We start from the raw sequence: 23,009 nt of genomic DNA on the forward strand, positions 1-23,009 counted from the left end.
TGATCACGAACGTGACCGCTTCCCCCGATCTGCGTGGCCACACCGTCCTCGTGCTGCACGCCCACCCCGACGACGAGGCGATCTTCACCGGAATCACGCTCCGCCGCCTGGCCGAGGCCGGTGCACGCACCGTGCTGGTCGTCGCCACCGCAGGCGAGCTCGGCGGATCCCGCCTTCCGCTGCGACCCGGCGAGACGATCCCCGAGCGCCGCGTGGCCGAGCTCGAACGGGCGGCCGAGCTGCTCGGAGTGTCCCGCCTGGTCCTGCTCGGCAAGCGCGATTCGGGGCTCCCGGGCTGGACTGCCGGTGAGCACGCACGCGCGCTGAGCGCCGCCGACCCGCTGAAACTGGCGCGCCACGTCGCCGAGATCGCCGACGACGAGGGCGCCGGCACCGTCGTCCACGACGACGAGCACGGCATCTACGGCCACCCCGACCACCGGGCGGTGTTCCGGATCGGAGCCACAGCGGCCGAGATGGTCCAGGCGAGCGCCTACCGGATGACGGTCGACAGGGAGCACCTACACGTGACGGCCCGGGACGGCCACCTGGTGCACGGAGCTGCGCGCGCGGCCGCGGTGCCCTTCGGCCGGGCGACCGCGGAGATCGGCCTCGCCGTGTCCGGCTCCGCCGAGCACCTGGAGGCCAAGCGGGAGGCGATGATCGCGCACGCCTCCCAGATCGCACCCGACGCGGTGCCGGCCGCGGGTTTCGCCGCGGCCTACGGCTTCGAGTGGTACCGGCGCAGCGGGGGGTCAGGTCTCCTGGACGCGCTCGGCAACGTGCACCTGCTCGCTCCCGTGCCTGCCTGACCGGATAGGTCCGACATCCGTGCCGAACAGGACGGGCGACATGCCGGTTCGGAGAGGGTCCGCAGCCCGTCGTCCGGTTCTGCGTGCCGCTGGTCACGGCGGTCATACATCCGCGCCGTAGGCTCTGTTCCCGTGGCCGTAACCACCACCGTCGCGTCGGAGCCGTCCGAGTCCGGTCCGCCTCCTCCCGCCCGGTGGCGTCGCCGCGCCTGGGCCGCATTCGCCACGCGGTTCGTGGCCGCGGCCGGTGGCGGTGTGCTGCTGTATCTGAGTTTCCCGCCCCGCACCCTGTGGTGGCTGGCGCTGCCGGCGTTCGCGCTCCTCTGGGCGGTACTGCGGGGCCGTGGCGTGCGGGCCGGGTTCGGCTGGGTCTACCTGTTCGGGCTCGCGTTCCTGCTCCCGCTGCTGGTCTGGATCGGCTCGCTCGTCGGCCCGGTGCCCTGGGTGGCGCTGTGCGTGTTCGAGGCGCTGTTCTTCGGTCTGGCCGGCGCGGGGATGTCCCTGGTGTCCCGGCTACCCGCCGCGCCGATCTGGGCCGCCGCGGTGTGGATCGGCGGCGAGGCGCTGCGGGCGCGGGTGCCGTTCGGTGGGCTGCCATGGGGCCGCGTCGGGTTCGGCCAGCCCGACGGACCCCTGCTGCCGCTGGCGTCGATCGGCGGTGAGCCGCTGCTGTCGTTCGCCACGGTGCTGGCCGGGCTGGCGCTCGGCGAGCTGGTGCGCCGGATCGTCCGTGATCCCGGCGTCCTCCGGCGCCGTCCCATCGCGCTGGCCACGCCCGCCGCCATCCTGGTGCTGACGCTGGTGGCAGGGCCGCTGGCCGCGCTCGTACCCGCCACCCCTGGCGCGCCCGACCGCACCGTCACGATTGCCGCCGTCCAGGGCAACGTGCCGCGCCTGGGCCTGGACTTCAACGCCCAGCGCCGCGCCGTGCTCGACAACCACGTCCGCGTCACCGAGCAACTGGCGGCCGACGTCGCGGCCGGGAAGCGGCCGAAGCCGGACCTGGTGATCTGGCCGGAGAACTCCAGCGACATCGACCCGCTGCAGAACCCCGATGCGGCCGCGCAGATCGACCGCGCCGCACGCGCCATCGATGTCCCGATCCTGGTCGGTGCCGTACTCCGCAACCCCGACGGCCGCACCACCACCAACTCCGCCCTCGTGTGGCAACCGGGGGTCGGGGTCGTCGAGCGCAACGACAAGCGCAGGCTGCAGCCCTTCGGCGAGTACATGCCGTGGCGCGACTTCTTCCGGCACTTCTCGTCCTACGTCGACCGCGCCGGGTACTTCGTGCCCGGCCCGGGCACCGGCGCGGTGGACATGGCGGGCGTCCGGGTCGGGATCGCCATCTGCTGGGAGATCGCGTTCGACGACCTGGTCGAACAGAGCGTCGAAGCCGGGGCCACCGTGCTCGCCGTGCCGAGCAACAACGCCACCTTCGGGTTCTCGGAGATGACCTACCAGCAGCTCGCGATGTCAAGGGTCCGGGCCGTCGAGCACGACCGGCCGGTGATCGTGGCGACCACGAGCGGCGTCAGCGCCACGGTGACACCGGACGGCACGGTCACCGCCAGCACCCGCGAGTTCACGCCCGATGTCCTGGTGGATCGAACCACTCTCAAGGACACCACTACGCTGGCCACTCGGTTGAGCGCCGTACCCGAATGGGTCCTGGTCGCGTTGGGAGTGGTGGCGGTCGGCGTCGGGGTTGTGGCCCGGCGTCGCACGGCCACGCGTGTGGGGAAGGACGAGGATGGTTGAGCCCACGGTTCCGGTGCTGGTGGTGATCCCGACCTACGAGGAGCGGGACAACCTGGAACCGGTGCTGTCCCGTCTGCACGCCGCGGTACCCACGGCCGACGTCCTGATCGTGGACGACGCGAGCCCCGACGGCACCGGTGAGCTCGCCGACGCGCTGGCCGCCGCCGACCCGCGGATCTCCGTTCTGCACCGCGCAGGCAAGGCCGGTCTCGGCGCCGCGTACCTCGCCGGTTTCGCCGCCGCCCTGCGCGGCGAGTACCAGTTCGTCGTCGAGATGGACGCCGACGGTTCCCACCCGCCCGAGGACCTGCCGGCCCTCCTCGCCGCCCTCGACGACGCCGACGTCGTGATCGGCTCGCGGTACGTGCCCGGCGGTGTGGTGCGTAACTGGCCCATGCACCGCGAGCTGATCTCCCGGGGCGGCAACCTGTACTCCCGCATTGCGCTCGGTGTGCCGATCAAGGACATCACCGCGGGCTACCGGGCGTTCCGCCGGCAGGTGCTGGAGGAGCTCGACCTCGACGAGGTCTCGTCGCAGGGTTACTGCTTCCAGATCGACATGGCCTGGCGGGCCGTGCAGGGTGGGTTCCGGGTCCGCGAGGTCCCGATCACGTTCACCGAGCGGGAGCGCGGCAGGTCCAAGATGAGCGGTGCGATCGTCGCCGAGGCGTTCTGGCGTGTGATGTGCTGGGGCACCTCCCGGGTGCTGCGCCGCTCGCACGGCCGCGACGACGCGGTGTCCGGCGGCCCGGTGCGTGCATGACCGAGGCTCGCGAGGAACTGAGCTGGGAGCAGTTCGGCACGGCGGCGCGTGAGCTGGCCGAGCAGATCGCGGCCGATGGCTACCAGCCCGACATCATCCTGTCGATCGCGCGGGGCGGCCTGTTCGTTGCCGGTTCGCTGGGTTATGCGCTCGACGTGAAGAACCTGCATGTGGCGAACGTCGAGTTCTACACGGGGGTCAACGAACGACTGCCCGTCCCGATCATGCTCCCGCCGGTGCCCAACGTGGTGGACCTGTCCGGCGCGCGGGTGCTCGTCGCCGACGACGTCGCCGACACCGGAGCCACCCTGAAGCTCGTGCGCGATTTCTGCGTCGGCCACGTGGCCGACGTCCGCTGCGCGGTGGTGTACGAGAAGCCGCAGAGCAGCGTGCAGTGTGAGTACGTGTGGCGGCGCACCAACCGGTGGATCAACTTCCCGTGGTCCACGCAGCCGCCCGTGGTGCGGCGCGGCGCAGCTCAGGTTCTCGACTCCTGACGCTCGGGTCGCCCGCAGCGACCGGCCCTCTGCATTCAGACGCACGAGAGCCGGGCCACCCGATGGGCGACCCGGCTCTCGAGGAACTGCGTCAGGCGATCTCGCGACGGCGCTCGGCCAGAAGTTCGAGCCGCTCGTTGAGCAGCACCTCCAGTTCAGCCACCGAGCGACGCTCGAGCAGCATGTCCCAGTGGGTGCGTGGCGGCTTGACCTTCTTCTGCTCGGGCTCGCTCCCGTCGACAAGCCTGGAAATGCTGCCGTGAAGACGGCACTCCCACGTCGCCGGCGCCTCCGCGTCGTTGGCAAAGGGCACTTCGAAGTCGTGCCCCCGCGGGCACGCGTAGCGCATCGACTGCCGCGGTGCGAGGTCGTGGTTGCGATCGGTCTCGTAGCTGACAGCCCCGAGCCGGCTGCCACGGAGCACGCGGTCGGCCATGCGTCGTCCTCCCGTTCACGGCCCGAGGGAGGCTCCCTCGGGCGAATCCACCGGGTGTAACGTCTGCGGAGCAGCCGTCTGTTCCCGCCATCGGGCCGGTTCCGTCAGGTGTCCTTGTCGCATGACGGACACCAAACGTTTCACGCCCCGACCGGTGAGTGTCCCCGATCGGGTGGAGCTACACACGCGACTGTGACGTGTCAGCCAACTGTGACTTATGTCACCGCCGTTGACGAGGTGTTCACACGCGGAGCGGTTGCTCGTTACCCGCGGCCCTGATTGCCCGCCTTATCGGCACGAACGCGAGGGCCACTCCGCCCACGACGAAGAACACTACGAGCGAGGCTATCGCAGGCCGGAAGGACCCCGTGACGTCGGCGACCGTGGCGAAGAGCAGCGGACCCAACCACGACGTGCCCTTCTCGCCGATCTCGTAGAGCGAGAAGTACTCGGCCTCCCTGCCGGGCGGGATGAGCTGGCTGAACATCGAGCGGGTGAGCGCGAGCGTGCCGCCCAGCACCACTCCGATCCCCACACCGACCGCGAGGAACGGACCCACCGCACCCGGGATGAGCGCGTACGCGCAGCACACGACGGCGGTCCACCCGACGAGACTGCCGAGCACCGTCCGCTTCGCGCCGAACCGGGCAGCCAGGCGGCCGTGCAGCACGGCGCCGCCGTACGCGACGAACTGCACGATCAGGATCGTCGCGATGAGCACGGACCGGGGTAGCAGGAGCTCCCGCTCGCCGTAGAGCCCCGCGATCTGCGAGACGGTGGAGATGCCGTCGGCGAACACCAGATAGGCCGCGAGAAAGGCCAGCGTGAGCGGGAACCGGCGGGCGTCGCGCAGCGTCGCGGCGAGCTGGCGGAACCCCGCGGTGAACACGGCCGCCCCGTGCTCGTCGCCTTGCGGCTTCTGATGGCGGCGCAGCCGCCGCAGCGGCACGAGCGTGAACCCTGCCCACCACATGCCCGCGGTGAGGAAACAGATCCGCACGGCGTCGGCCTCGGAGAGACCGATCGCATCGTGGCTCAGGTAGATCGTGAGGTGCAGGAGGAGGGCGAGGCCACCTCCGAGGTAGCCGAACGCCCACCCGCGGGCCGACAGCGCGTCGCGCTCGTCGGGGCGGGCGAGCTCGGGCAGGAACGCGTAGTACACGACGATCGATGCGCCGTAGGCCGTGTTCGCGACCAGGAACAGCGCGAACCCGAGTTGCCAGTTCGTGCCGGCCACGAGGGCCAGCGCCGCGGTGGCGGCGGCCCCGACGAACGCCGACAACCCGAGCATCCGCCGCTTGTCCTGCGTGCGGTCGGCGATCGCGCCGGTGATCGGGAGCACCAGCACCTGCAGGAGCGTGGCCAGCGAGATCAGGTAGCCGTAGACCGAGCCTGCGGCCACGTCGATGCCGAACAGCGAGACGTTGCAGTCGACGAGCGCGGTGCGGCCCGTGCAGGGCTGCCCGGACGCACGCGCGGCGGATTCTGCGACCCCCGTCAGGTAGAGCGAGAGGAACACCGTGACCACGGAGGTCTGGAAGACCTGGTTGGCCCAGTCGTAGAAGACCCAGCCCGTGCGCTCGCGCGCCTCCGGTGTGGTCATGCCTCCACTGTCTCCGCCGCCGCGTGGGCCGGTGGGTGGACCGGCCACAGCGCCAGCAGGCCGGCGACGAGCACCAGCAGGATGCCGATCATCCCGGCGCGGTCCGAGCCGAACAGATAGGTGAACAGGCCGACGAGGGTGGGGGCGAGGAACGACACGGCACGGCCGGTGGTCGCGTAGAGGCCGAACAGCTCGCCCTCCTGGCCCGCCGGGGCGAGGCGGGCGAGGAAGGTGCGCGAGGAGGACTGCGCGGGCCCCACGAACAGCGTGAGGAACAGCCCGAAGATCCAGAACATCGTCGGTCCGGACACGAACAGCAGGATCACCCCGGCCACCAGCATCCCCACCAGCGAACCGACGATCACCGCCTTCGGCCCGATCCGATCGTCGATCCGGCCCGCCGCGAGCGCCCCGATCGCGGATACGACGTTGGCCGCGATCCCGAAGATGAGCACATCGCCCGCCCCGATCCCGTACACGGTGACGGCCAGGACCGCGCCGAAGGTGAAGATCGCGGCGAGGCCGTCACGGAACAACGCGCTCGCGCCGAGGAAATAGAGGGTGTGCGGGCTGGTGCGGTAGAGGGCGCGCAGATCACGGAACAGCGCACGGTAGGAGCCGACGATCCCGGGCGCCTTGCGCCGGTCGGCCTGCGGCGGCAGCTCGGGTACCACCAGGAACATCGGCAGCGCGAAGACGAGGAACCAACCGGCCGCGACGAGCGCGACCACCCGGATGTTGAACCCGTTCTCGGCGGGGACGCCCAGCGCACCGCCGTCGCCGCTGATGAATCCCACATAGACCAGCAGCAGCAGAACGATCCCGCCGAAGTAGCCCATCGCCCAGCCGAAGGCCGATACCCGGCCGATCGTCGCGGGCGTCGCGACCTGGGTGAGCACGGCGTTGTAGGACACGGAGGCGAGCTCGTAGAAGATCGACGACAGCCCGAGCAGCAGCAGGCCCAGCCACAGGTAGTGGTAGTCGTCCTGCACGAGGACGAGCCCGGCCGTCGCCACGACCGTGAGCACCGTCCAGATCGCCACCGACAGCTTGCGGCGACCGGCCTTGTCGGCGCGGCCCCCGATCACCGGGGCCATCAGCGCGATGAGCAGGCCGGCAGCGCCGATCGAGTAGCCGAGCCAGCTGTTCGCGTCGACCGAGCCGGGTAGGTCCGCCCCGACCGAGTCGGTGAGGTACACGGAGAAGACGAAGGTCAGGATCACGGCGTTGTACGCCGAGGAGCCCCAGTCCCAGAACCCCCAGGCCAGGATCTGACCGCGGCCGGCGCCACCGCGGCGGTTCTCGGATAGGTCGGAGCTCACGACTCCTGCCAGGCGTCGCGGGAGTGCAGCACCTCGCGCAGCAGGTCAGGCCGGTCCGACAGCAGGCCGTCGACGCCGAGGTCGAGCAGCGCGCCCATCTCGACCGGATCGTCGACGGTCCACACGTGGACCTCGCGCCCGCCGTCGTGTGCCGTGCGCAGCAGGGCCTCGTCCACCACCGTGAGCGCGCCGAAGCGGCGGGGCAGCTGCGCGAGGTTGCCCTGCACGGGTGGGATGGGCAGCGACGACAGCGGACGCGGCAGGGCGTCGAGCCAGGCACGGGCGCGCAACCCGAACGCAGAGGCCTGGGCGAGCGAGGTGAACAGCCGGGCACCGGCCGCCTTCCGCGCTCTCGTCAGCCGGCCGTCGTGATAGCTGCCCAGACACACGCGGTGCCAGCTGTCGGTGCGTTCGAGAACGGCGAGCACGGGCTCGACGACGCCGTGGGCCTTGAGCTCGATGGTCATCCTCGTCGTGGGCAGCTCGGTGAGTACCTGCTCGAGCAGCGGGATCGGTTCGCGTCCGTTGACCCGCACCTGCGTGAGCGCCGCGGCGGGCAGATCGGCGATCAGCCCGGCGCCGTCGGTGGTGCGGTCCAGGGTGGCGTCGTGGTGGACGACGGGCACGCCGTCCGCGCTCGCGTGCACGTCCAGCTCGAGATAGCCGAATCCCTCCTCGACGGCCCGGTGGAACGCCGCGAGCGTGTTCTCGCAGCCCGCGAGGTCGTCCACGTGCCAGCCGCGGTGGGCATAGGCCCGGGGGTACCCACCGCCGAGGTAGGGGTGCTGATCCACGCGTGGAGAGTGCCAGTAGGGCTTCGTCACGCGCGACGGGGCAGGCGTTTCCGCTCGGTGAACAGCGGGGCCAGCAGGTCGCCGTGCTCGGCGATCCGCGCGGGCAGGTCGGCTGCGGTGAACACGAGGTCCTCGGGTCGACGGCAGGCGCGCACCTCCTCCCACGTCACGGGCGTGGCCACCGTGGGCCGGGCCCGACCGCGCAGGGAGTAACTCGCGATCGTGGTCTTGTGCGGATTGTTCTGACTCCAGTCCACGAACACCTTGCCGCGCCGGCGGGCCTTCGCCATCACGGCGGTGACCCGCCCCGGTGTCTCGCGGGCGAGCTCCTCGGCGAGGGCCTTCGCGAACTCCGAGGTCTGCTCGGCACGGGTCACCGTGACCGGCACGTACAGCTGCATCCCCTTGCCGCCGCTGGTGCGAGGGTAGGCGGCGAGGTCGTCGTCGGACAGGCGCTCGGCGATCCGCTCGGCCACCCGCGCACAGTCGACCACGGTGGTGCCCTCACCGGGGTCGAGATCGAAGACCACCAGGTCGGGGGGCTGGTGTCCGCCGCGCGGGCCGATCCGCCACTGCGGGACGTGCAGTTCGAGCGCGGCGAGGTTGGCCGCCCAGGCCAGGCCCTCGACGTCGTCGATCAGGGGGAAGTCGGCGGACTCGGAGCGCCCGCCCGGCGTGCCGACCCGTGCGGTCCGGATCCACTCCGGCGCGTGCCGCGAGACGTCCTTCTCGAAGAACGACGACTTCTCCACCCCGTCCGGCCACCGCACCAGCGTGACCGCGCGGTCGCGCAGGTGCGGCAGCATCACGTCGGCGACGGCCATGTAGTGCGCGAGCACGTCCGACTTGGTCGTGCCGGTGAGCGGGTAGATCACCTTGTCCGGGTTGGTGAGCCGCGCCCGTCCGACTCCTGCTGCTGCCCTGCCCGGGCCGGGCTTGGGGGACTGCTGTCGCGACGGTGCGCCACCGGCGACCTCCGTGGCCACCTCCAGCCAGTGCTCGCTGCGCCGTCCGGGTTCGTAGGCGGAGTCGGCGTCCTTGCCCACGACACCGGGCAGGCCCTGCTGCCCGGCCGCGGCGAGAACCTCGGCGCCGCCGCCGTGGAAGACGGGGGCGAGCTTCCAGTGCCTACCGTCGAGCGGGAGCCGTTCCAGCAACGCCCGCCGCTCCCGGAACGGGAGCGGGCACGTGTCTCGGCCGTCGAGGTGCAGCAGGTCGCCGATCCACAGTTCGGCCTTGTCCGTCGGCCCTACGAGTTCGCCGTCGAGCAGCACCTGTGTGGCGCCGAGCGAGGGGCCGAGCTCGCGCAGCCGGGGCACCGACAGCTCCTCGCCGTCCCCGTCGGTGATCGTCATGCGGCCGCCGTCCACACGCAGGATGACCCGGCGCCCGCCGAACCCGATCTGCCACCATCTCTCCGGGCCGTCGCCGGGCCGGGGGAGCGGTCCGGGTGTCGCGAGCATCGGCAGCGCGTCGTGCGGAAGCGGCTCCCGGCCGGGAGCGGGATCGGAGCGGCGCAGCAGCCAGTTGTCCTTGCCGCCCTTGCGATCGGTGCGGATGAACACGAACCGGCCCGACGCCCGGGCGCCGCGCAGCCGGACGATGACCTCGCGCGGGTTCCACTTCTCGGTCTCGTACGTGCCGGTGTCCCAGATCGTCATCGCGCCGCCGCCGTACTCACCCGCCGGGATCTCCCCGGAGAACTCCAGGTATTCGATCGGATGGTCCTCGGTGCGCACCGCGAGCCGAATCGTCTCGGGCTCGGTCGGCAGGCCCTTCGGCACGGCCCAGGAGGCGAGCACGCCGTCGCGCTCCAGACGCACATCCCAGTGCAGCCGCCGCGCGTGGTGCTCCTGGATGACGAAGCGGTGGCCCGGGTCGGACGCCTGTGGATCCGTGTCGGGGACCGGTTCCGGGGTGCGCCGCGGATCGCGCTTGCGGCGGTACTCGTCCAGTGACACGGGGTCAGATTAGGGGCTTGCGCCCGATGCGGGGCGCTGTCAGCATAGCCTTGCCTTGCCTTAACGAAGGAGCGCCTGTGTACGTCTGCATCTGCGCGGCGGTGCCCGACACCGAGATACGTTCTTGCATCGCGCGCGGTGCCAGCACGGTCGAGGACGTGGGCGATGCCTGCGGAGCCGGCACCGGCTGCGGTTCGTGCCACGACCACATCGATGTCTTCCTCGCCGCTGCGCACGCTCCATCGGAGTTAGCAGAAATGCCGGTTTCTGCCTGAGCGTCACACTAAGGGTCGTCACACTGAGGGTGCTCACACTAAGGGTGTATTGACCTGCACAAAGGCGGTGCTGAGTTCGACCCGTTCGGGCGCCGCCGATACCGTCGCGCCTATGCGTGGCGACCCGGAGATCATCGCACTGCTCAATGACCAGCTCACGAGCGAGCTGACGGCGATCAACCAGTACTTCCTGCACGCCAAGATGCAGCAGAACTGGGGCCTCACCAAGATCGCGGCCTACACCCGTGCCGAGTCCATCGACGAGATGCGGCACGCCGAGACAATCACCGACCGCATCCTCTTTCTCGAGGGGCTGCCGAACTACCAGCGCCTCTTTTCTCTGAGGATCGGGCAGACCGTACGCGAACAGCTGCAATCCGACCTGGCCATCGAGCTCGAGGTCGTGGAACGCCTTCGTCCGGGGATCACGATGTGCCGGGAGAAGGGTGACATCACCACGGCCAACATCTTCGAGAAGATCCTCGCCGACGAAGAGCACCACATCGACTACATCGAGACGAACCTCGAGCTGATGGACCGGCTCGGCGAGCAGCTCTACCTGGCCCAGCTGGTGGACCAGCCCCCCACCCCGGGCTGATCCTTCCCCGCCTCGCCAGGCCCGCCGCCCGACCAGCTGGTTCTGCTTGACACTCCGTGAAACGGTTTGCAGAGTTGGGCAGCGAGGACGGGAGCGGGCTTGGCTGTGAAGATCCGGGCGACGACGCAGGCGACGATCCGATGGCGGTGACCATTCACCACGTGGCCCGGGTCGCGGAGGTGTCGGTGTCCACCGTCTCCCGTGCGTTCACCGTGCCCGACATGGTGCACCCGCAGACGCGCCGGAAGGTGCTGCAGGCCGCCGAGGAGCTCGGCTACCAGCCGAACCGTGCCGCCCGCGGCCTCGTCACCGGCAGAACCGGCAACATCGGCGTGGTCGTCCCTGACGTCGCCAACCCGTTCTTCTCCGCCGTCCTCAAGGGGTGCGCGGCCCGCGCCCGGGGCGCTCAGCACGTCGTCTTCCTCGCCGACGCGGCCGAGGACCCCCGCGTCGAGGCCGAGATGGTGGGGGCGATGGCCAAGCAGGTCGACGGCATCGTCCTGTGCTCGCCCCGGGAGAACTCCGCAGAGCTGCACCGACTGGTCGGCACGTCGCCGCTCGTCCTGGTCAACCGCGTCGAGGGCGGCCTGCCCGCCGTGCTCATGGACAGCGCTGACGGCGTCCGGCAGGCCGTCGAGCACCTCGCCGCGCTCGGGCACCGGCGTATCGCCTACCTCTCCGGCCCGGCCGCATCCTGGGCCGGAGAGGAGCGCCTGGGTGGGCTGCGCGCGGCCGCTCCCGCCTGCGACGTCGAGGCCGTCGAGCTCGGGCCGTTCCCGCCGACGTTCCAGGGCGGCATCCAGGCCACCGACCTCGCGCTGGCCCGTGGCGTCACCGCCGTGCTGGCCTTCAACGACCTCATGGCCATCGGGGTGCTCAACCGCCTCGCCGCCCGTGGGGTCTCCGTACCGGGGCAGATGAGCGTGATCGGGTTCGACGACATCGAGATGGCGTCGATGACCACCGAACCCCTCACGACGGTGCAGATGCCGATGGAGGCCGCCGGGCGGGCCGCCGTGGACATGCTGCTCGACGACCCACAGCCCACCACGGAGCTGCAGCGCTGGCTGCCCACCCAGCTGATCGTCCGCTCGACCACGGCGCCCCTACCCGCGGCCCCGGCGGCGACGCGCTGACGTCACCGGCCCAGGTCAGAGGGCCAGGATCTCGTCCACGTGCACGGGCAGGCCGGTTTCGAAGGATCGGTTGGCCGCGAGGCCGGTGAGCAGCGACTGTGCCCCGTCGCGGTGGGTGGAGGCGCGTCCGAGCGGGTCGGCGGGGCGTTGCCCGCCGAAGATCTCCGCGAGCATCCTGGCGTCACCGCCGCCGTGGCCCTCGCCGGTTGCTTCGGGCAGGTCGATCTCCAGCGGCTTCTCCCAGTGGCGGCGCACGGTGAGCCGGGAGGAGTGCTCGGGTGCCGCGTCCACGCCGTGCAGGGCTTCGCCCGGTGCTGTGCCTGCTGTGCCGGGGTCGACGAAGGAGTTCTCCACGACGTCGAGTTCGAGGCGGCCCTGGCTGCCGTTGAACGCGACGTGGTAGCCCTCCCACGGCGAGTAGGCCGTGAGGTGGTAGCTCATCGTCGCGCCGCTGCGGTAGCGCACGGCCACCGTCATGTCGTCCTCGATCGTGATGCCGTCGCCGAAGACGTTCTGGTCGCGGTGGTAGCCGTCTTCGTGCTCGGCGTCGAGGTAGAGGGCGCGCAGGGTGGGGGAACCTGCCAGGTCCAGCGCGAACGGGTCTCCCGCTGCCGACTGCGCGCCGTGGGCGCGGGTGTAGGGGTGGGCGAGCTCGCGGCGGGTGCCGTTGGCGGAGCCGTAGAAGAACAGCTTGCCGAGACCGAAAACGACCTCCGGGGACGAGGCGATCCACCAGTTGACCAGGTCGAAGTGGTGGGTCGCCTTGTGCACCATGAGCCCGCCGGAGTTGGCCTTGTCCCGGTGCCAGCGACGGAAGTAGTCGGCGCCGTGGCGGGTGTCGAGCAGCCACTCGAAGTGCACCGAGCCGATCTCGCCGATCGCTCCCTCGGCGATGACCTCGCGGACCTTGGCGTGTACTGGGTTGTAGCGGTAGTTGAAGGTGACGGTCACCGCGCGGCCGGTCTCGGCCTGGGCGTCGAGGATGCGCCGGCAGCGGTCGGCGTCGGTGGTCATGGGCTTCTCGGTGACGACGTCGCAGCCGGCGTGCAGCGCGGCCACGATGTACTCGTCGTGGGTGCGGTCGATCGTGGAGACCACGACCGTGTCGACCTGCTCGCGTTCGAGCATGGATCGGAAGTCCTGTGGCTGGTAGGTCGGCACGGGAGGTAGCCCGAATCCCTGCACGGTGCGGTTGTGCACCTGCATCCGCGTGCTGTTCACGTCGCAGAACGCCACGAGCTGCGCGTGCTCGGCGTGGGTGCTCGCAATGGCGCGGACGAACATCTGTGCACGGCTGCCCAGACCGACGACCGCGTAACGGGTGCGCCGGGCGGTGGGGGTCGCGGTGGAGTGTGCTGCGCTGGCGGTCATGAAGCTCCTGCCGTCGGGGCGGGGGTGCGAAGAGGGCTGCAAACGCTTGTAGCAGGTGCGCGGGCTGCCTGCTCGCTCCGCGGCTCGCCGGGCGCCCGCAGGTGGCGATGACGTCATGATGCAAACGCCTGAAAACTTCCGCAAGAGCCATTGACCCGGCCCCCGACCCCTGACCTAATGGGCTCGAGCACGCAGTGTGTCCCGGCGCACAGCGGCAGCAAGCATGTGAGTGATCGAAGGAGCTCCCTCATGACCATCTCCGGTATGCGTCGCCGTTCGCGGTGGCTGCGGCATCTGCTGGCCACGGGAGCCGCGCTGGCAATCCTCGCCACCGCGGCCTGCGGGGGTTCCGCGGGGGATCAGGAGCCCGGCGCCGCACCCGTCACCGACCAGCCCGTGCAGCTCGCGGTGGCCTGGTGGGGCGGCCCCGCGCGCGCGGATCTCACGCAGAAGGTGCTCGACCTCTACACGCAGAAGCACCCCAACGTCACCTTCACCACGCAGTGGCAGGGCTACGCCGGCTACTACGACAAGATCAACACGTCGGCGGCGGGCCGGAACGCGCCCGATCTCATCCAGATCGACAACCGCGTTCTGCGCGAGTACGCCAACAAGGAGCTCATCGCCGACCTGACCCCGTGGCAGGGCTCCACGCTGAAGGTCGACAAGATCGACCCCAAGCTGCTGGGCACCGGAAAGCTCGACGACAAGCTCTACGCGGTGCCGCTCGCCTCGAACACGCAGGCGCTCGCGGTCGACCGCACGGTCGTCGAACCGCTCGGGCTGCTCCCCCCGGAGACCGGCTGGGCGAGCTGGGACGAGTTCGGCGCCTGGGCGGCCAAGGTCACGCAGGGCACCGGCGGCAAGGTGTCGGGCGTCCGCGACGAGAGCGCGAACATCAGCTTCTTCGAGTACTGGCTGCGCCAGAACGGCAAGGAGCTCTACGACGGCCAGAAGCCGGGCTTCACCACGCAGGACGTCACGGCCTGGCTCGAGCTGTGGGCGGGCCTGCGCACCAGTGGCGCGGCATCGTCGGCGGAGGTCGCCCAGCCCGCCAACGCCGGTGACATCTCCAAGAACACGGTGGTCACCAAGCAGACCGCGGCGAGCTTCTCCTACGACAACCAGCTCACCGAGCTCAACAAGGCCACCGACCACGACCTGGTGCTCGTTCCGATCCCCGGCGCGACGAGCGGCGCGTACGCACGTCCCTCGCAGTTCTTCACCGCCTACGGGCGGGGCGAGAACGTGGGCACCGCCGTCGACGTCATCAACTTCTTCGTCAACGACCCCGAGGCCGGGGCGATCCTCGGCACCGAGCGGGGGCTTCCCCCCAACGACGACGTCAGCGCCGCCCTCGTTCCGACCTTCACCGACGAGCTGAAGTACGTGGCCGCCTACGACGACCGCATCACGGCCCAGGCGGGGGACACACCGCCCGTGCCCGCGCAGGGTGACAACCAGATGGGTCAGCTTCTCATCGCGGCCGCGGAGAACGCGGGCTTCGGACGCCAGACGCCTCAGGAGGCGGCCGCGGAGTTCGTCTCCCAGGCCACCGCCGAGCTCGAACGCGCGAGCAGCTGACCGGGAGCCGCGCGCGATGAGCAAGACACTCGAAACGCCGGCAGGGTCCGCGGTGGCGGCGGGCGCGGCAGGGGCGGCCGTCCAGCCGTCCGCCCACCGCCGCTCGGACCGGAAGCGGGAGGCCGTCGCCGGCTACGTCTTCCTCTCGCCGTGGCTGCTCGGCCTCTTCGGCATCACCCTGCTGCCGATGCTGTATTCGCTCTACCTGAGCTTCACCGACTACGACCTGCTGCAGGACCCCGAGTGGGTCGGGCTGGACAACTACGTCCGGATGTTCACCGACGACCCGAAGTACTGGCACGCGGTGGGCGCCACCCTGGTGTTCGGCCTGGTCTCCGTGCCGCTGAAGCTCGCCGTCGCGCTCGGAGTGGCGCTGCTGCTCTACCGCAACCGGCGGGGTGTCGGTCTCTACCGGTCGCTGTACTACGTGCCCTCGCTCCTGGGTGGCAGCGTCGCGATCGCGATCGTGTGGCAGACGCTGTTCGGCGGCGCCGGTGCCGTCAACGAGGTGCTGGGCTTCTTCGGCATCGAGGGCCGGAGCTGGATCGCCAACCCGTCAACGGCTCTGGGCACGCTCATCCTGCTCGCGGCGTGGCAGTTCGGGGCGCCGATGGTGATCTTCCTGGCGGGTCTGAAACAGATACCCGCCGAGATGTTCGAGGCCGCTTCGCTCGACGGTGCCGGGCGCATGCAGCAGTTCTGGCACGTCACCCTGCCGCTGCTCTCGCCGGTGCTGTTCTTCAACCTCGTCCTGGAGACCATCGCCGGGTTCCAGGGGTTCACGGCGGCGTTCGTGATCAGCGGTGGCCTCGGGGGACCGGCCGACTCCACCCTGCTCTACACGCTCTACCTCTACCTGCGCGGATTCGGTGACTTCCAGATGGGCTACGCGTCCGCGATGGCGTGGGTGTTCCTCGTGGCGCTGGGCATCGTCACGGCGCTGGTGTTCCGCAGCGGCTCCCTGTGGGTCCACTACGCCGACGAGGGGGAGCGCTGATGGGCGTCCCGACCACGATCGCCCCGGTCACGGTCACACCCGAGCCGGCGAAGCCACCCGCTGTCTCCCGGCGCTGGTACGACGGCGCGGCGGCGCACGTGGTGCTCGTCGTGCTGCTGGTGGTGGCGCTCTACCCGATCGCCTACATGATCGGCACCTCGTTCAAGGCGCCACAGGAGATCTCCAACAACCTCGACATCTGGCCGCGTGAGTTCACGCCCGGCAACTACGCCGAGGGGTGGGCCGGCATCCCCGGGGTCTCGTTCGGCCGGTTCTTCTTCAACAGCATGGTGATATCCGTCGGCGTGGTGGTGGGCAACGTCGTGTCGTGCGCGCTCGCCGCGTTCGCGTTCGCCCGGCTGCGCTTCCCGCTGCGGGGTGTGTGGTTCGCCCTGATGATCGGCACCCTGCTGCTGCCCCACCACGTGCTGATCGTGCCCCAGTACGTGCTGTTCAACGCGCTGGGCTGGATCGACACCCCGCTGCCGCTGATCGTGCCGAAGCTCCTCGCCACCGACGCGTTCTTCGTCTTCCTCATGGTGCAGTTCATGCGCGGCATCCCACGCACGCTCGACGAGGCCGCCGCGATCGACGGATGCGGCCCCTATCGGCGGTTCTTCCACGTCGTGCTGCCGCTGACGAAGCCCGCCCTCGTCACCACGGCGGTGTTCTCCTTCATCCAGACCTGGAACGACTTCTTCTCCCAGCTCGTCTACCTCAACGACCTGACGAACTACACGGTCCCGATCGGCCTGCGGCTGTTCCTCGACTCCAGTGGGCAGAACGCGATCGCGCCGATGTTCGCGATGTCCGTTCTCTCGCTGCTGCCCGTCTTCCTGTTCTTCTTGTTCTTCCAGCGGTTGATCGTCGACGGGATCAACACGAGCGGGATCAAGGGATGAATGCCGCGGGCAGGGGGAGTGCGGTGGCCCGCCGTCGCGCGCCGGAGCCGACGGGTTCGGGGCGCGGCTGGAAGGAGCAACTGCGACGGGTGTCGGAGCTGTGCCTGCTCGGCCTGGTGGCCACGGCGCTCAGCCTGCCGCTGGTGACCGTCGGCGCGGTGGTGGCGGTGCTGTCGTCCGCGGTCGCCCACTGGGCCGATCACGACGACCTGCCGTCGTGGCGCGTCATGGTTGCCGAGCTGCGCTGGCGCCTGCTGCCCGGCGTCGCCGTCAGCGTGGTCGGGGTGCTCGCGGCACTCGTGGTGGTGACTCAGGTGCGGTGGCTGGCCAGTGGCGTGGTTCCGGGGGGAACCCCGGCGCTGGTGGCGCTGCTCGTCGCCACCGCGGGCCTGCTCTCCGTGGTGCTGCTGGCCGTGCCCCGGCTTGCGGGAGGCGGCTCGTGGCGGGAAGCGCTCGCCGGGGGTTGGGCCGCGCTCCTGCGGGTGCCCGCTGCCGGGGCGGCTGCTCTGGGCGTCACTCTCATTGCGGCGCTTCTCGCCGTGACGCTGCCCGGTGTGGGGCTCCTGCTGCCGGCGCTGCTGGTGCTTGCCCTGCACGCGCTGCACCGCGCCCTGGTGCTGCCTCGGAGCTGACCGAAGATCGTCCCGAGGTCCGGCTTTCGGCCCTGTGGAGGGCGAACAGCCAGATCTCACGACGATCAGACGGTGCCCGTACCCCGCACGAGGGCCGCGCTCGCGTGAGTGGCGCGGTCGGCGATCTCGTCGATGGTCGGGTGGCCACGGTCGAGGAACCCGTCGGTGTGGAGGGTGATGTAGCCGTGTGCGATGGCCACGTGCTGCTCCAGCAGTTGCAGGGCCTCGCTGGGCGGAAGCGGGCGGGCCTTTTGGGCGAGTTCGAGCAGCAGGGTCATGAGTTCGCGGCCGGTTTCGGCCAGGCCTGCGTCTCGAAGGTGTCTCAGGCTCTCGGCGAAGATGACGGTGAACCCGGCCCCACGTGCGGAGACGTAACGAACGTAGGCGCCGGCGGTGGCTGCGAAGCGGTCGATCGGGTCCGGCCCTGCGGCGTCGGCGGCTGCGCGCACCGCCGTGGTGAGCTCGCCTGCTGCTTCGGTCGCGACGGCGGCGAGCAGTTCGTCGCGGTCGCGGAAGTGGCGGTACGGGGCGGCGGTGCTGACGCCGAGCCTGCGCGCGAGCTGGGCGACGGAGAACCCGGCCATGCCGACCTCGGAGAGCAGCTCGAAGCTCGCCGCGATCAGTGCCGCTCGCAGGTCCCCGTGGTGGTAGCGCCGCCCTGCGGCGGGGTCGCCCTCGTGTGTGGTGGCCATGACACCCGCCTTCCCGTTGCCTAGATGTAAGTGCCCTCTTACCCTAGCGAGTGATAGGGCTCTTACATCGCAAGGAGAAACGCCATGCCGGGAATCAGAGACAAGGTGGTCGCCATCACGGGCGCCAGCAGCGGAATCGGCGAGGCGACCGCGCTCCTCCTTGCCGAGCGAGGCGCGAAGGTCGTACTCGGGGCCCGCGGGCGGGATCGGCTGGAGGCTGTGGCCGCCCGCATCGGCGATACCGGGGGAGAGGTCGCCCATGTGCGCACCGATGTGAGCCGGCGCGAGGACGTGTCCGCTCTTGTCGAGCTGGCGTGCGAGCGGTACGGCGCGCTCGACGTGCTCGTCAACAACGCCGGTGTGATGCCGGTCTCGCCCCTCGACGATCTGCGCGTGCAGGAGTGGGAAGCCATGATCGACATCAACATCAAGGGCGTGCTGTACGGGATCGCGGCCGCGCTGCCCGTCTTCCGCAAGCAGGGCGCCGGGCAGTTCGTGAACATCGCCTCGACGGCAGGACACCGAACGGTGCCGACCCAGGCGGTCTACTCCGGCACGAAGTTCGCCGTGCGCGCCATCTCGGAGGGTCTACGCCAAGAGGCGGGCGATTCGGTGCGCGTGACGATCATCTCGCCCGGGATGACGGACACGAACTTCGGGGATTCGATGACGAACCCGGAAGCCAGGGCCCGGCTCGTCACGCTCAGGGACAAGGTCGCGATGCCCGCGGAGGCCGTCGCCCGTGCCATCGCGTTCGCGATCGAGCAGCCGGCCGACATCGACGTCAACGAGGTGATCGTCCGGCCCACCGCCCAGGCCTGACGGACTTCGTGCCGATCCTCAGCGAGGTGCTGCGCGCCCGTGGGTGCTGGTGATCCCGGGTGTCGCAGCTCTGCCGCGCAGCGTGAGCACCGAACGGGGCAACGTCATGCGTCGCACCGGGTCGAGGGCCGCGTGCAATGCGGCCGGACGCCGCGCAGCAGGTGGCGGTGCGCGGCCACCCACCGATAGCCGCGTACGGCCAGCGGCCGGACCCCCGGGATGCGGAACAGCTGCAGTAGTGGGATCCCGACGGCCGCGGCCAGAGCGGCGGTCATCGCTTCGGCGCCTCGCAGCCGCCCACCATCGGCACGGATCCACCACGCCTCGCGGAGCGCTTCCTCGCGGGTCAGCCCGGTGAGCTCCAGCACCCGACTTCCCTGCAGCGGCAACGCCCTCACGCGCCCGCGCCGGTCCCAGCGCTGCACGGCGTACACCGCCCGGGTGCAGAATCCGCACAGCCCGTCGAACACCAGCACCCCGCCGCTGCCGGGCACGCCGAGTACCTGTTCCCGGGGGCCGATCACCATGGCGTGGCGCTCGCTCTGAGTCACGACGCCACCCCGCGCAGGGCGCGTTCGAAGTCGAACCAGGACGCAAACGCCACGCCCGTGAGCTGGTAGCGGAACCGGATGCCCATCACGGCAAGGATCCCCCAGTGCATGGCGAATGCGCCCAGCGCCCACAGCCGTCCGAGCCTGCGGTCGATCAGTGCCAGCGGCGCACCCAGCTCGACGACGAGCGAGGTCACCGCCATTGCCGTGAACAGTCGCCGGTGTGGGTAGAGCCGGTAAGCCAGCGGGCTGGCGTGCGAGCCGAAGACCTCCTTGCGCAGGCCGTCGATCGCGACCTGCCGGCGCAGGCCGTCACCGCTGGCCCACGCCCAGCCCGACTCCCCTGCGACCTTGGCCACGCCCGCCAGCAGGTATGCAGCCGCCGTGCACCCGTTCATCAGGTGCAGCGGCCAGCCATACCGGGGGTGCGCGGCGGGTGCCGGCCCGCCCCGGAGCGCCGCGGCAATCGACACCGCATCGGCCGCACGGCCCGCGCTGAGCGCGAGCGTGTGCAACACCAGCAGGTTCTCACTGTGGTAGACCATCGACCACGAGTTGCGGTAGGCGAGTGTCCATGTCAGCAGTGCAGCGTGCACCCGCGCCACGACGGATCCGCCTATGCCGAGTGTGAAGAGCGCGGTGCTGACGAGAGTCGCGTCGTTGAGCGCGTCGGCGACGGCAGGCGGCAACGGCCGCGCCAGCACCCGCACCGGACCGACCGGCGCGAAGAGTTCGGGCTTGGTCCGCACGATGTTGCGAAACTGCCGCCGACGGCACAGCAGGTGCCGAAACGTGTGGCCGCCGATCAACACACGCACCAACCCGAGCCGGGCGGCCGGCACGGGCGTCACGAGGCCCGGCCGCAGCCGCCGGATCACGGCCGTACCTCCGCGGACGCCAGCACCGTCGACTCACCGTCGACTCGTCTGCTGGTCAGGCAGTCGTCCAGGTCGAACAGGGTGCGCACGACCTCGACGCGGATGACGTTCGCCCAGTCCGGACTGCGGGCGACGCGGGCAGCCAGGTCGCCGGCGTAGGCGTCCGGCCGGGCCTCCCGCACGGCCACCCGGTACAGCTGGCGGCGCACCTGGTTGACGCCACCGGTGCCGAGCGCGCCGGAGGGCAGGGTGAGGCGGCCGCCGTCGTCGGTGATCCCGACGGCGTGAATGACGGACATCTGACGGTTCCGCTTGGTGCTGAACATCGGGTACCACGACAGTGGGAATCCGTCGACACGCTCGGGGATCGGGCGCCGGTACTGCAGCAACGGGCTCAGGACAAACGCCAACACCGCTGCCGAGAAGACCGCGGCCCGAGCGCGCTCCCCACGGTGCCATCCGATGTTCTTGTGCCGATCATCCATGATGCTCATCCAGAGGTCGCGGGCGATGTGTGGGCGACTGCGGGACAAGCAGCGTGCTCTGACATACGCCTCGACTTGCACTGATCACCACGTCCTGGCGTGAGCGGGACGCCCCGGTCGCAGCCGTTCGGCGATTGAGAGCCTCTTCGCGGCGCTCCCCGGGTGGTGCATACCACACATTGTGAACCAGGGCGTCGGAAAGCCCGGTATCGGATATGTTGCGACCTTTTCCGGCTCCTGGCCGTCCGACTCTTCGGTCGCCATGGGAAACGTGCTCTCGCCGCCAATTGGCTACCAGCATGCTGTGCTCGTCAGAGCAACTCTCGTCTATCATGGACAATCCGGTCTGTGCGGTGATCGACTGGTGGAAACGCCGGCCTCGAACGAACGACAAGCCGCTACTCATTCGTTCACCAGCCGGCTGGAGTTGGTTCGGGCGGCTCGGGAGAGGTCGTTGTTGCTGACGCCAAGGTGAATGCCGTGGTCGGCCATGGCGGCTAGGACATGGGGGGCCATGGCGGGGTCGGCTCGGGCCATGGCGGCCACGAGCCGGGAGAAGTGGCGCCGTTCGCGGAGGGCGTCACGGTTGAGGCCTGCGGGATCGTCGCGTCCGGCCAGTTCCAGCCCGCGTAGCAGCAAGGCGTCGAAGCGTGTGGGATCGGCATTGATGTCCGTGACGCGTTGGCGGGCGCTCCAGCAGGCGGAGGCCCAGACCATGCCATCGTCGTGGGGGTCGCTGTCGTGCCCGCCCTGGAAGTGGGCCATCGTCCAGCGGGGGTCGAGTTTGCGGCGTCGTCGTTCGGTGTGCGGGATGGCGTGACGGTGCCAGCCGTAGATGTCGGGGGAGCCCAGCATTATCGCGGCGATCACATCAGCGGTGCCTTCGTCCAAAGCGGTCTTCTTGTTGGTCTGCTGCCCGGGTGGGCGAAGCCGGTTGAGCCTGAAGTCCGCGGTGTGCCGGCACACGTGGTGGCCGACCTCGTGACAGACGATGGCGGGATTATGGGTGGGCGCACGGAAGTACTGGTCGGTGCCGGACCGGGCGACGAAGCCCGCGCCGCCACCCAGATGCACCTCTCCGGCTGGGCTGGTCGCCTCCGGGTCGGCTCCAACTCCCTGTCCGGGTAGCCGGTAGTGCCCGCCACCCCATCGGCGGGACTGCTCGTGCATTCCGATGCGAACCAGCAGATGTGGCAGTGTGTGCCCTAAGAGCCCGCTGACATACCGCAGCGTCCGCTGGGTATGGAAGGCCGTGTTGACCACTCCGAACGCCCGCGCCGCCCGGTCGGAGGTCGCGCCGGCCCACGGACCACCGCCGGCGGAAGGATCGAACACCAACCCCCCGCCGGTGAACAACGCCCCGCCGCGCTCGTCGCGGACCGTGACCTCGGGCAACACCAGCTGCGCCGATTCGGCCTCGAGGACATCGAACTCGATCTCCGCGAGCCGGCCCGGCCCATCCCGCCCCTCAGACCCGCCGAACCGGTCGGGCAGGTAGACAGCTGCGCGGGTCATGCCAGAACCGCCGCACCGCTCAACAGCTCCAGCGCACCACCGGTGTTCAGCTCCACCGATGGCAATATCTCGAGCCCGCTCACCGCCGCCGCGTCGCCGGCGGTCCGCCGGGCGTTTGCGCGTATCCGCTCCTGCATCAGCCGGGGCCGGATCGGTAAAATGCGTCCACATCACTCGACGCGCCTGCGTCGGGCGCCAGACGCTCAAAGCTCGGCGGAAGAATCAAGCGAGTCAATGATCTGGTCGCCGGCCCCCACCGGCTGACGAAGATCGTGTCGTGCATTTTCTCCCCCAAATGCAAATGATGTGCCCGTTGTCGGTTTACCGATGGCGACCGCGGCTCATCGGTCCTCTTGCGGCGGTCGCCGCTGGCGACCGGCATGAGGTCGCGTGGCCTTGCTGGAGTCGATTCGGCACCGTCGTCGCTGACGAGTGGAGCATGATCAGTGGAAACCCGCATCGCTTCCCACTGAGGACGTTTTCGTGGCCTTTGTAGGCGACGCCTGTCCGCCCTATGCTGTTCAGTGTAACCGGAGCTGAAGGCGTGCTGTCAGTAGTTGTGTCGGCACGCTCGGCATCCCCCTGGTGACACATTCACATGCTCACTCTTCCTTCGCCTCCG

At 70.1% G+C, this 23,009-nt stretch carries 23 protein-coding genes; 12 read left to right on the top strand and 11 right to left on the bottom strand.

Annotated features, from left to right (window positions below; translation table 11 throughout):
• Positions 1-11 precede the first annotated feature (11 nt).
• The 4 genes from ABD743_RS15105 to ABD743_RS15120 all read left to right on the top strand — a co-directional run bounded on the left by ABD743_RS15105 (position 12) and on the right by ABD743_RS15120 (position 3,833).
• Positions 12-812, top strand: coding sequence for a PIG-L deacetylase family protein (locus ABD743_RS15105; RefSeq protein ID WP_344722672.1), 801 nt, complete (start codon positions 12-14; stop codon positions 810-812).
• Positions 813-944: 132 nt separating this feature from the next.
• Complete coding sequence (gene lnt / locus ABD743_RS15110) at positions 945-2,573, top strand: apolipoprotein N-acyltransferase (protein ID WP_344722673.1); 1,629 nt, start codon at positions 945-947, stop codon at positions 2,571-2,573.
• Positions 2,566-3,336: a polyprenol monophosphomannose synthase gene (locus ABD743_RS15115; protein WP_344722674.1), complete on the top strand. Its 771-nt coding sequence runs from the start codon at positions 2,566-2,568 to the stop codon at positions 3,334-3,336. Before lnt ends, ABD743_RS15115 begins: the two co-directional genes overlap by 8 nt.
• Positions 3,333-3,833: a phosphoribosyltransferase gene (locus ABD743_RS15120; protein WP_344722675.1), complete on the top strand. Its 501-nt coding sequence runs from the start codon at positions 3,333-3,335 to the stop codon at positions 3,831-3,833. Before ABD743_RS15115 ends, ABD743_RS15120 begins: the two co-directional genes overlap by 4 nt.
• A gap of 91 nt (positions 3,834-3,924) precedes the next feature.
• Here ABD743_RS15120 and ABD743_RS15125 read toward each other — a convergent pair whose 3' ends face one another.
• The 5 genes from ABD743_RS15125 to ligD form a co-directional block, all read right to left on the bottom strand.
• Positions 3,925-4,269 carry an RNA polymerase-binding protein RbpA gene (locus ABD743_RS15125; protein WP_241037980.1) on the bottom strand — a complete coding sequence of 115 codons (345 nt, stop codon included), beginning with the start codon at positions 4,267-4,269 and terminating at the stop codon, positions 3,925-3,927.
• A 241-nt stretch (positions 4,270-4,510) separates the two neighbouring features.
• Positions 4,511-5,872 (bottom strand): MFS transporter, encoded by a 1,362-nt coding sequence (locus ABD743_RS15130; RefSeq protein ID WP_344722676.1) that lies wholly within the window; start codon positions 5,870-5,872, stop codon positions 4,511-4,513.
• Positions 5,869-7,194: an MFS transporter gene (locus ABD743_RS15135; RefSeq protein WP_344722677.1), complete on the bottom strand. Its 1,326-nt coding sequence runs from the start codon at positions 7,192-7,194 to the stop codon at positions 5,869-5,871. Before ABD743_RS15135 ends, ABD743_RS15130 begins: the two co-directional genes overlap by 4 nt.
• Positions 7,191-7,988, bottom strand: a complete 798-nt coding sequence (locus ABD743_RS15140; protein WP_344722678.1) for a glycerophosphodiester phosphodiesterase family protein — start codon at positions 7,986-7,988, stop codon at positions 7,191-7,193. Before ABD743_RS15140 ends, ABD743_RS15135 begins: the two co-directional genes overlap by 4 nt.
• 26 nt (positions 7,989-8,014) lie before the next feature.
• Positions 8,015-9,949, bottom strand: coding sequence for a non-homologous end-joining DNA ligase (ligD, locus tag ABD743_RS15145; RefSeq protein ID WP_344722679.1), 1,935 nt, complete (start codon positions 9,947-9,949; stop codon positions 8,015-8,017).
• A 77-nt stretch (positions 9,950-10,026) separates the two neighbouring features.
• On the opposite strand from ligD, the gene ABD743_RS15150 reads away from it, so the two are divergent.
• The 3 genes from ABD743_RS15150 (at position 10,027) to ABD743_RS15160 (ending at position 11,958) form a co-directional block, all read left to right on the top strand.
• Positions 10,027-10,224, top strand: coding sequence for a (2Fe-2S)-binding protein (locus ABD743_RS15150; protein WP_344722680.1), 198 nt, complete (start codon positions 10,027-10,029; stop codon positions 10,222-10,224).
• Between the two features lie 112 nt (positions 10,225-10,336).
• Entirely contained in the window at positions 10,337-10,822 is a 486-nt protein-coding gene (gene bfr, locus ABD743_RS15155; protein ID WP_344722681.1) for a bacterioferritin, read from the top strand.
• Positions 10,823-10,983: 161 nt separating this feature from the next.
• Complete coding sequence (locus ABD743_RS15160) at positions 10,984-11,958, top strand: LacI family DNA-binding transcriptional regulator (protein ID WP_344722682.1); 975 nt, start codon at positions 10,984-10,986, stop codon at positions 11,956-11,958.
• Positions 11,959-11,973: 15 nt separating this feature from the next.
• On the opposite strand, the gene ABD743_RS15165 is transcribed toward ABD743_RS15160, so the two are convergent.
• A complete protein-coding gene (locus ABD743_RS15165) occupies positions 11,974-13,329 on the bottom strand; it encodes a Gfo/Idh/MocA family protein (protein WP_344722683.1) in 1,356 nt (451 codons plus the stop codon).
• 249 nt (positions 13,330-13,578) lie between these two features.
• Between ABD743_RS15165 and ABD743_RS15170 the strand changes: the two genes are divergently transcribed.
• The 4 genes from ABD743_RS15170 to ABD743_RS15185 all read left to right on the top strand — a co-directional run bounded on the left by ABD743_RS15170 (position 13,579) and on the right by ABD743_RS15185 (position 17,444).
• Positions 13,579-14,913, top strand: coding sequence for an ABC transporter substrate-binding protein (locus ABD743_RS15170; RefSeq protein ID WP_344722684.1), 1,335 nt, complete (start codon positions 13,579-13,581; stop codon positions 14,911-14,913).
• A gap of 16 nt (positions 14,914-14,929) precedes the next feature.
• Entirely contained in the window at positions 14,930-15,910 is a 981-nt protein-coding gene (locus ABD743_RS15175; protein ID WP_344722685.1) for a carbohydrate ABC transporter permease, read from the top strand.
• The gene (locus ABD743_RS15180; protein ID WP_344722686.1) at positions 15,910-16,812 is read left to right on the top strand and encodes a carbohydrate ABC transporter permease; all 903 of its coding nucleotides are present in this window, start codon (positions 15,910-15,912) and stop codon (positions 16,810-16,812) included. Before ABD743_RS15175 ends, ABD743_RS15180 begins: the two co-directional genes overlap by 1 nt.
• An 89-nt stretch (positions 16,813-16,901) precedes the next feature.
• Entirely contained in the window at positions 16,902-17,444 is a 543-nt protein-coding gene (locus ABD743_RS15185) for a hypothetical protein (RefSeq protein WP_344722687.1), read from the top strand.
• Positions 17,445-17,509: 65 nt separating this feature from the next.
• On the opposite strand, the gene ABD743_RS15190 is transcribed toward ABD743_RS15185, so the two are convergent.
• The gene (locus ABD743_RS15190; protein ID WP_344722688.1) at positions 17,510-18,136 is read right to left on the bottom strand and encodes a TetR/AcrR family transcriptional regulator; all 627 of its coding nucleotides are present in this window, start codon (positions 18,134-18,136) and stop codon (positions 17,510-17,512) included.
• A gap of 84 nt (positions 18,137-18,220) precedes the next feature.
• Here ABD743_RS15190 and ABD743_RS15195 point away from each other — a divergent pair, with 84 nt between their 5' ends.
• The gene (locus ABD743_RS15195; protein WP_344722689.1) at positions 18,221-18,958 is read left to right on the top strand and encodes an SDR family oxidoreductase; all 738 of its coding nucleotides are present in this window, start codon (positions 18,221-18,223) and stop codon (positions 18,956-18,958) included.
• Positions 18,959-19,062: 104 nt separating this feature from the next.
• On the opposite strand, the gene ABD743_RS15200 is transcribed toward ABD743_RS15195, so the two are convergent.
• The 4 genes from ABD743_RS15200 to ABD743_RS15215 all read right to left on the bottom strand — a co-directional run bounded on the left by ABD743_RS15200 (position 19,063) and on the right by ABD743_RS15215 (position 22,387).
• Positions 19,063-19,509 (bottom strand): thiol-disulfide oxidoreductase DCC family protein, encoded by a 447-nt coding sequence (locus tag ABD743_RS15200; protein ID WP_344722690.1) that lies wholly within the window; start codon positions 19,507-19,509, stop codon positions 19,063-19,065.
• Positions 19,506-20,387, bottom strand: coding sequence for a hypothetical protein (locus ABD743_RS15205; protein ID WP_344722691.1), 882 nt, complete (start codon positions 20,385-20,387; stop codon positions 19,506-19,508). Before ABD743_RS15205 ends, ABD743_RS15200 begins: the two co-directional genes overlap by 4 nt.
• Complete coding sequence (locus ABD743_RS15210) at positions 20,384-20,872, bottom strand: hypothetical protein (protein WP_344722692.1); 489 nt, start codon at positions 20,870-20,872, stop codon at positions 20,384-20,386. Before ABD743_RS15210 ends, ABD743_RS15205 begins: the two co-directional genes overlap by 4 nt.
• Positions 20,873-21,274: 402 nt before the next feature.
• Entirely contained in the window at positions 21,275-22,387 is a 1,113-nt protein-coding gene (locus tag ABD743_RS15215) for a hypothetical protein (protein WP_344722693.1), read from the bottom strand.
• Between the last annotated feature and the right edge of the window lie 622 nt (positions 22,388-23,009).

Origin of the sequence: Pseudonocardia yunnanensis, assembly GCF_039534065.1 — a bacterium.
GTDB classification, from domain to species: Bacteria; Actinomycetota; Actinomycetes; order Mycobacteriales; family Pseudonocardiaceae; genus Pseudonocardia; species Pseudonocardia yunnanensis.

What these genes read in the sequence shown, in the direction of transcription:
- bfr (WP_344722681.1), top strand. Translation starts at nt 10,337, where the DNA reads ATGCGTGGCGACCCGGAGATCATCGCACTGCTCAATGACCAGCTCACG.
- ABD743_RS15115 (WP_344722674.1), top strand. Translation starts at nt 2,566, where the DNA reads ATGGTTGAGCCCACGGTTCCGGTGCTGGTGGTGATCCCGACCTACGAG.
- ABD743_RS15180 (WP_344722686.1), top strand. Translation starts at nt 15,910, where the DNA reads ATGGGCGTCCCGACCACGATCGCCCCGGTCACGGTCACACCCGAGCCG.
- ABD743_RS15190 (WP_344722688.1), bottom strand. Translation starts at nt 18,136, where the DNA reads ATGGCCACCACACACGAGGGCGACCCCGCCGCAGGGCGGCGCTACCAC.
- ABD743_RS15125 (WP_241037980.1), bottom strand. Translation starts at nt 4,269, where the DNA reads ATGGCCGACCGCGTGCTCCGTGGCAGCCGGCTCGGGGCTGTCAGCTAC.
- ABD743_RS15130 (WP_344722676.1), bottom strand. Translation starts at nt 5,872, where the DNA reads ATGACCACACCGGAGGCGCGCGAGCGCACGGGCTGGGTCTTCTACGAC.
- ABD743_RS15120 (WP_344722675.1), top strand. Translation starts at nt 3,333, where the DNA reads ATGACCGAGGCTCGCGAGGAACTGAGCTGGGAGCAGTTCGGCACGGCG.
- ABD743_RS15170 (WP_344722684.1), top strand. Translation starts at nt 13,579, where the DNA reads ATGACCATCTCCGGTATGCGTCGCCGTTCGCGGTGGCTGCGGCATCTG.
- ABD743_RS15195 (WP_344722689.1), top strand. Translation starts at nt 18,221, where the DNA reads ATGCCGGGAATCAGAGACAAGGTGGTCGCCATCACGGGCGCCAGCAGC.
- ABD743_RS15175 (WP_344722685.1), top strand. Translation starts at nt 14,930, where the DNA reads ATGAGCAAGACACTCGAAACGCCGGCAGGGTCCGCGGTGGCGGCGGGC.
- ABD743_RS15210 (WP_344722692.1), bottom strand. Translation starts at nt 20,872, where the DNA reads ATGGATGATCGGCACAAGAACATCGGATGGCACCGTGGGGAGCGCGCT.
- ABD743_RS15165 (WP_344722683.1), bottom strand. Translation starts at nt 13,329, where the DNA reads ATGACCGCCAGCGCAGCACACTCCACCGCGACCCCCACCGCCCGGCGC.
- ABD743_RS15215 (WP_344722693.1), bottom strand. Translation starts at nt 22,387, where the DNA reads ATGACCCGCGCAGCTGTCTACCTGCCCGACCGGTTCGGCGGGTCTGAG.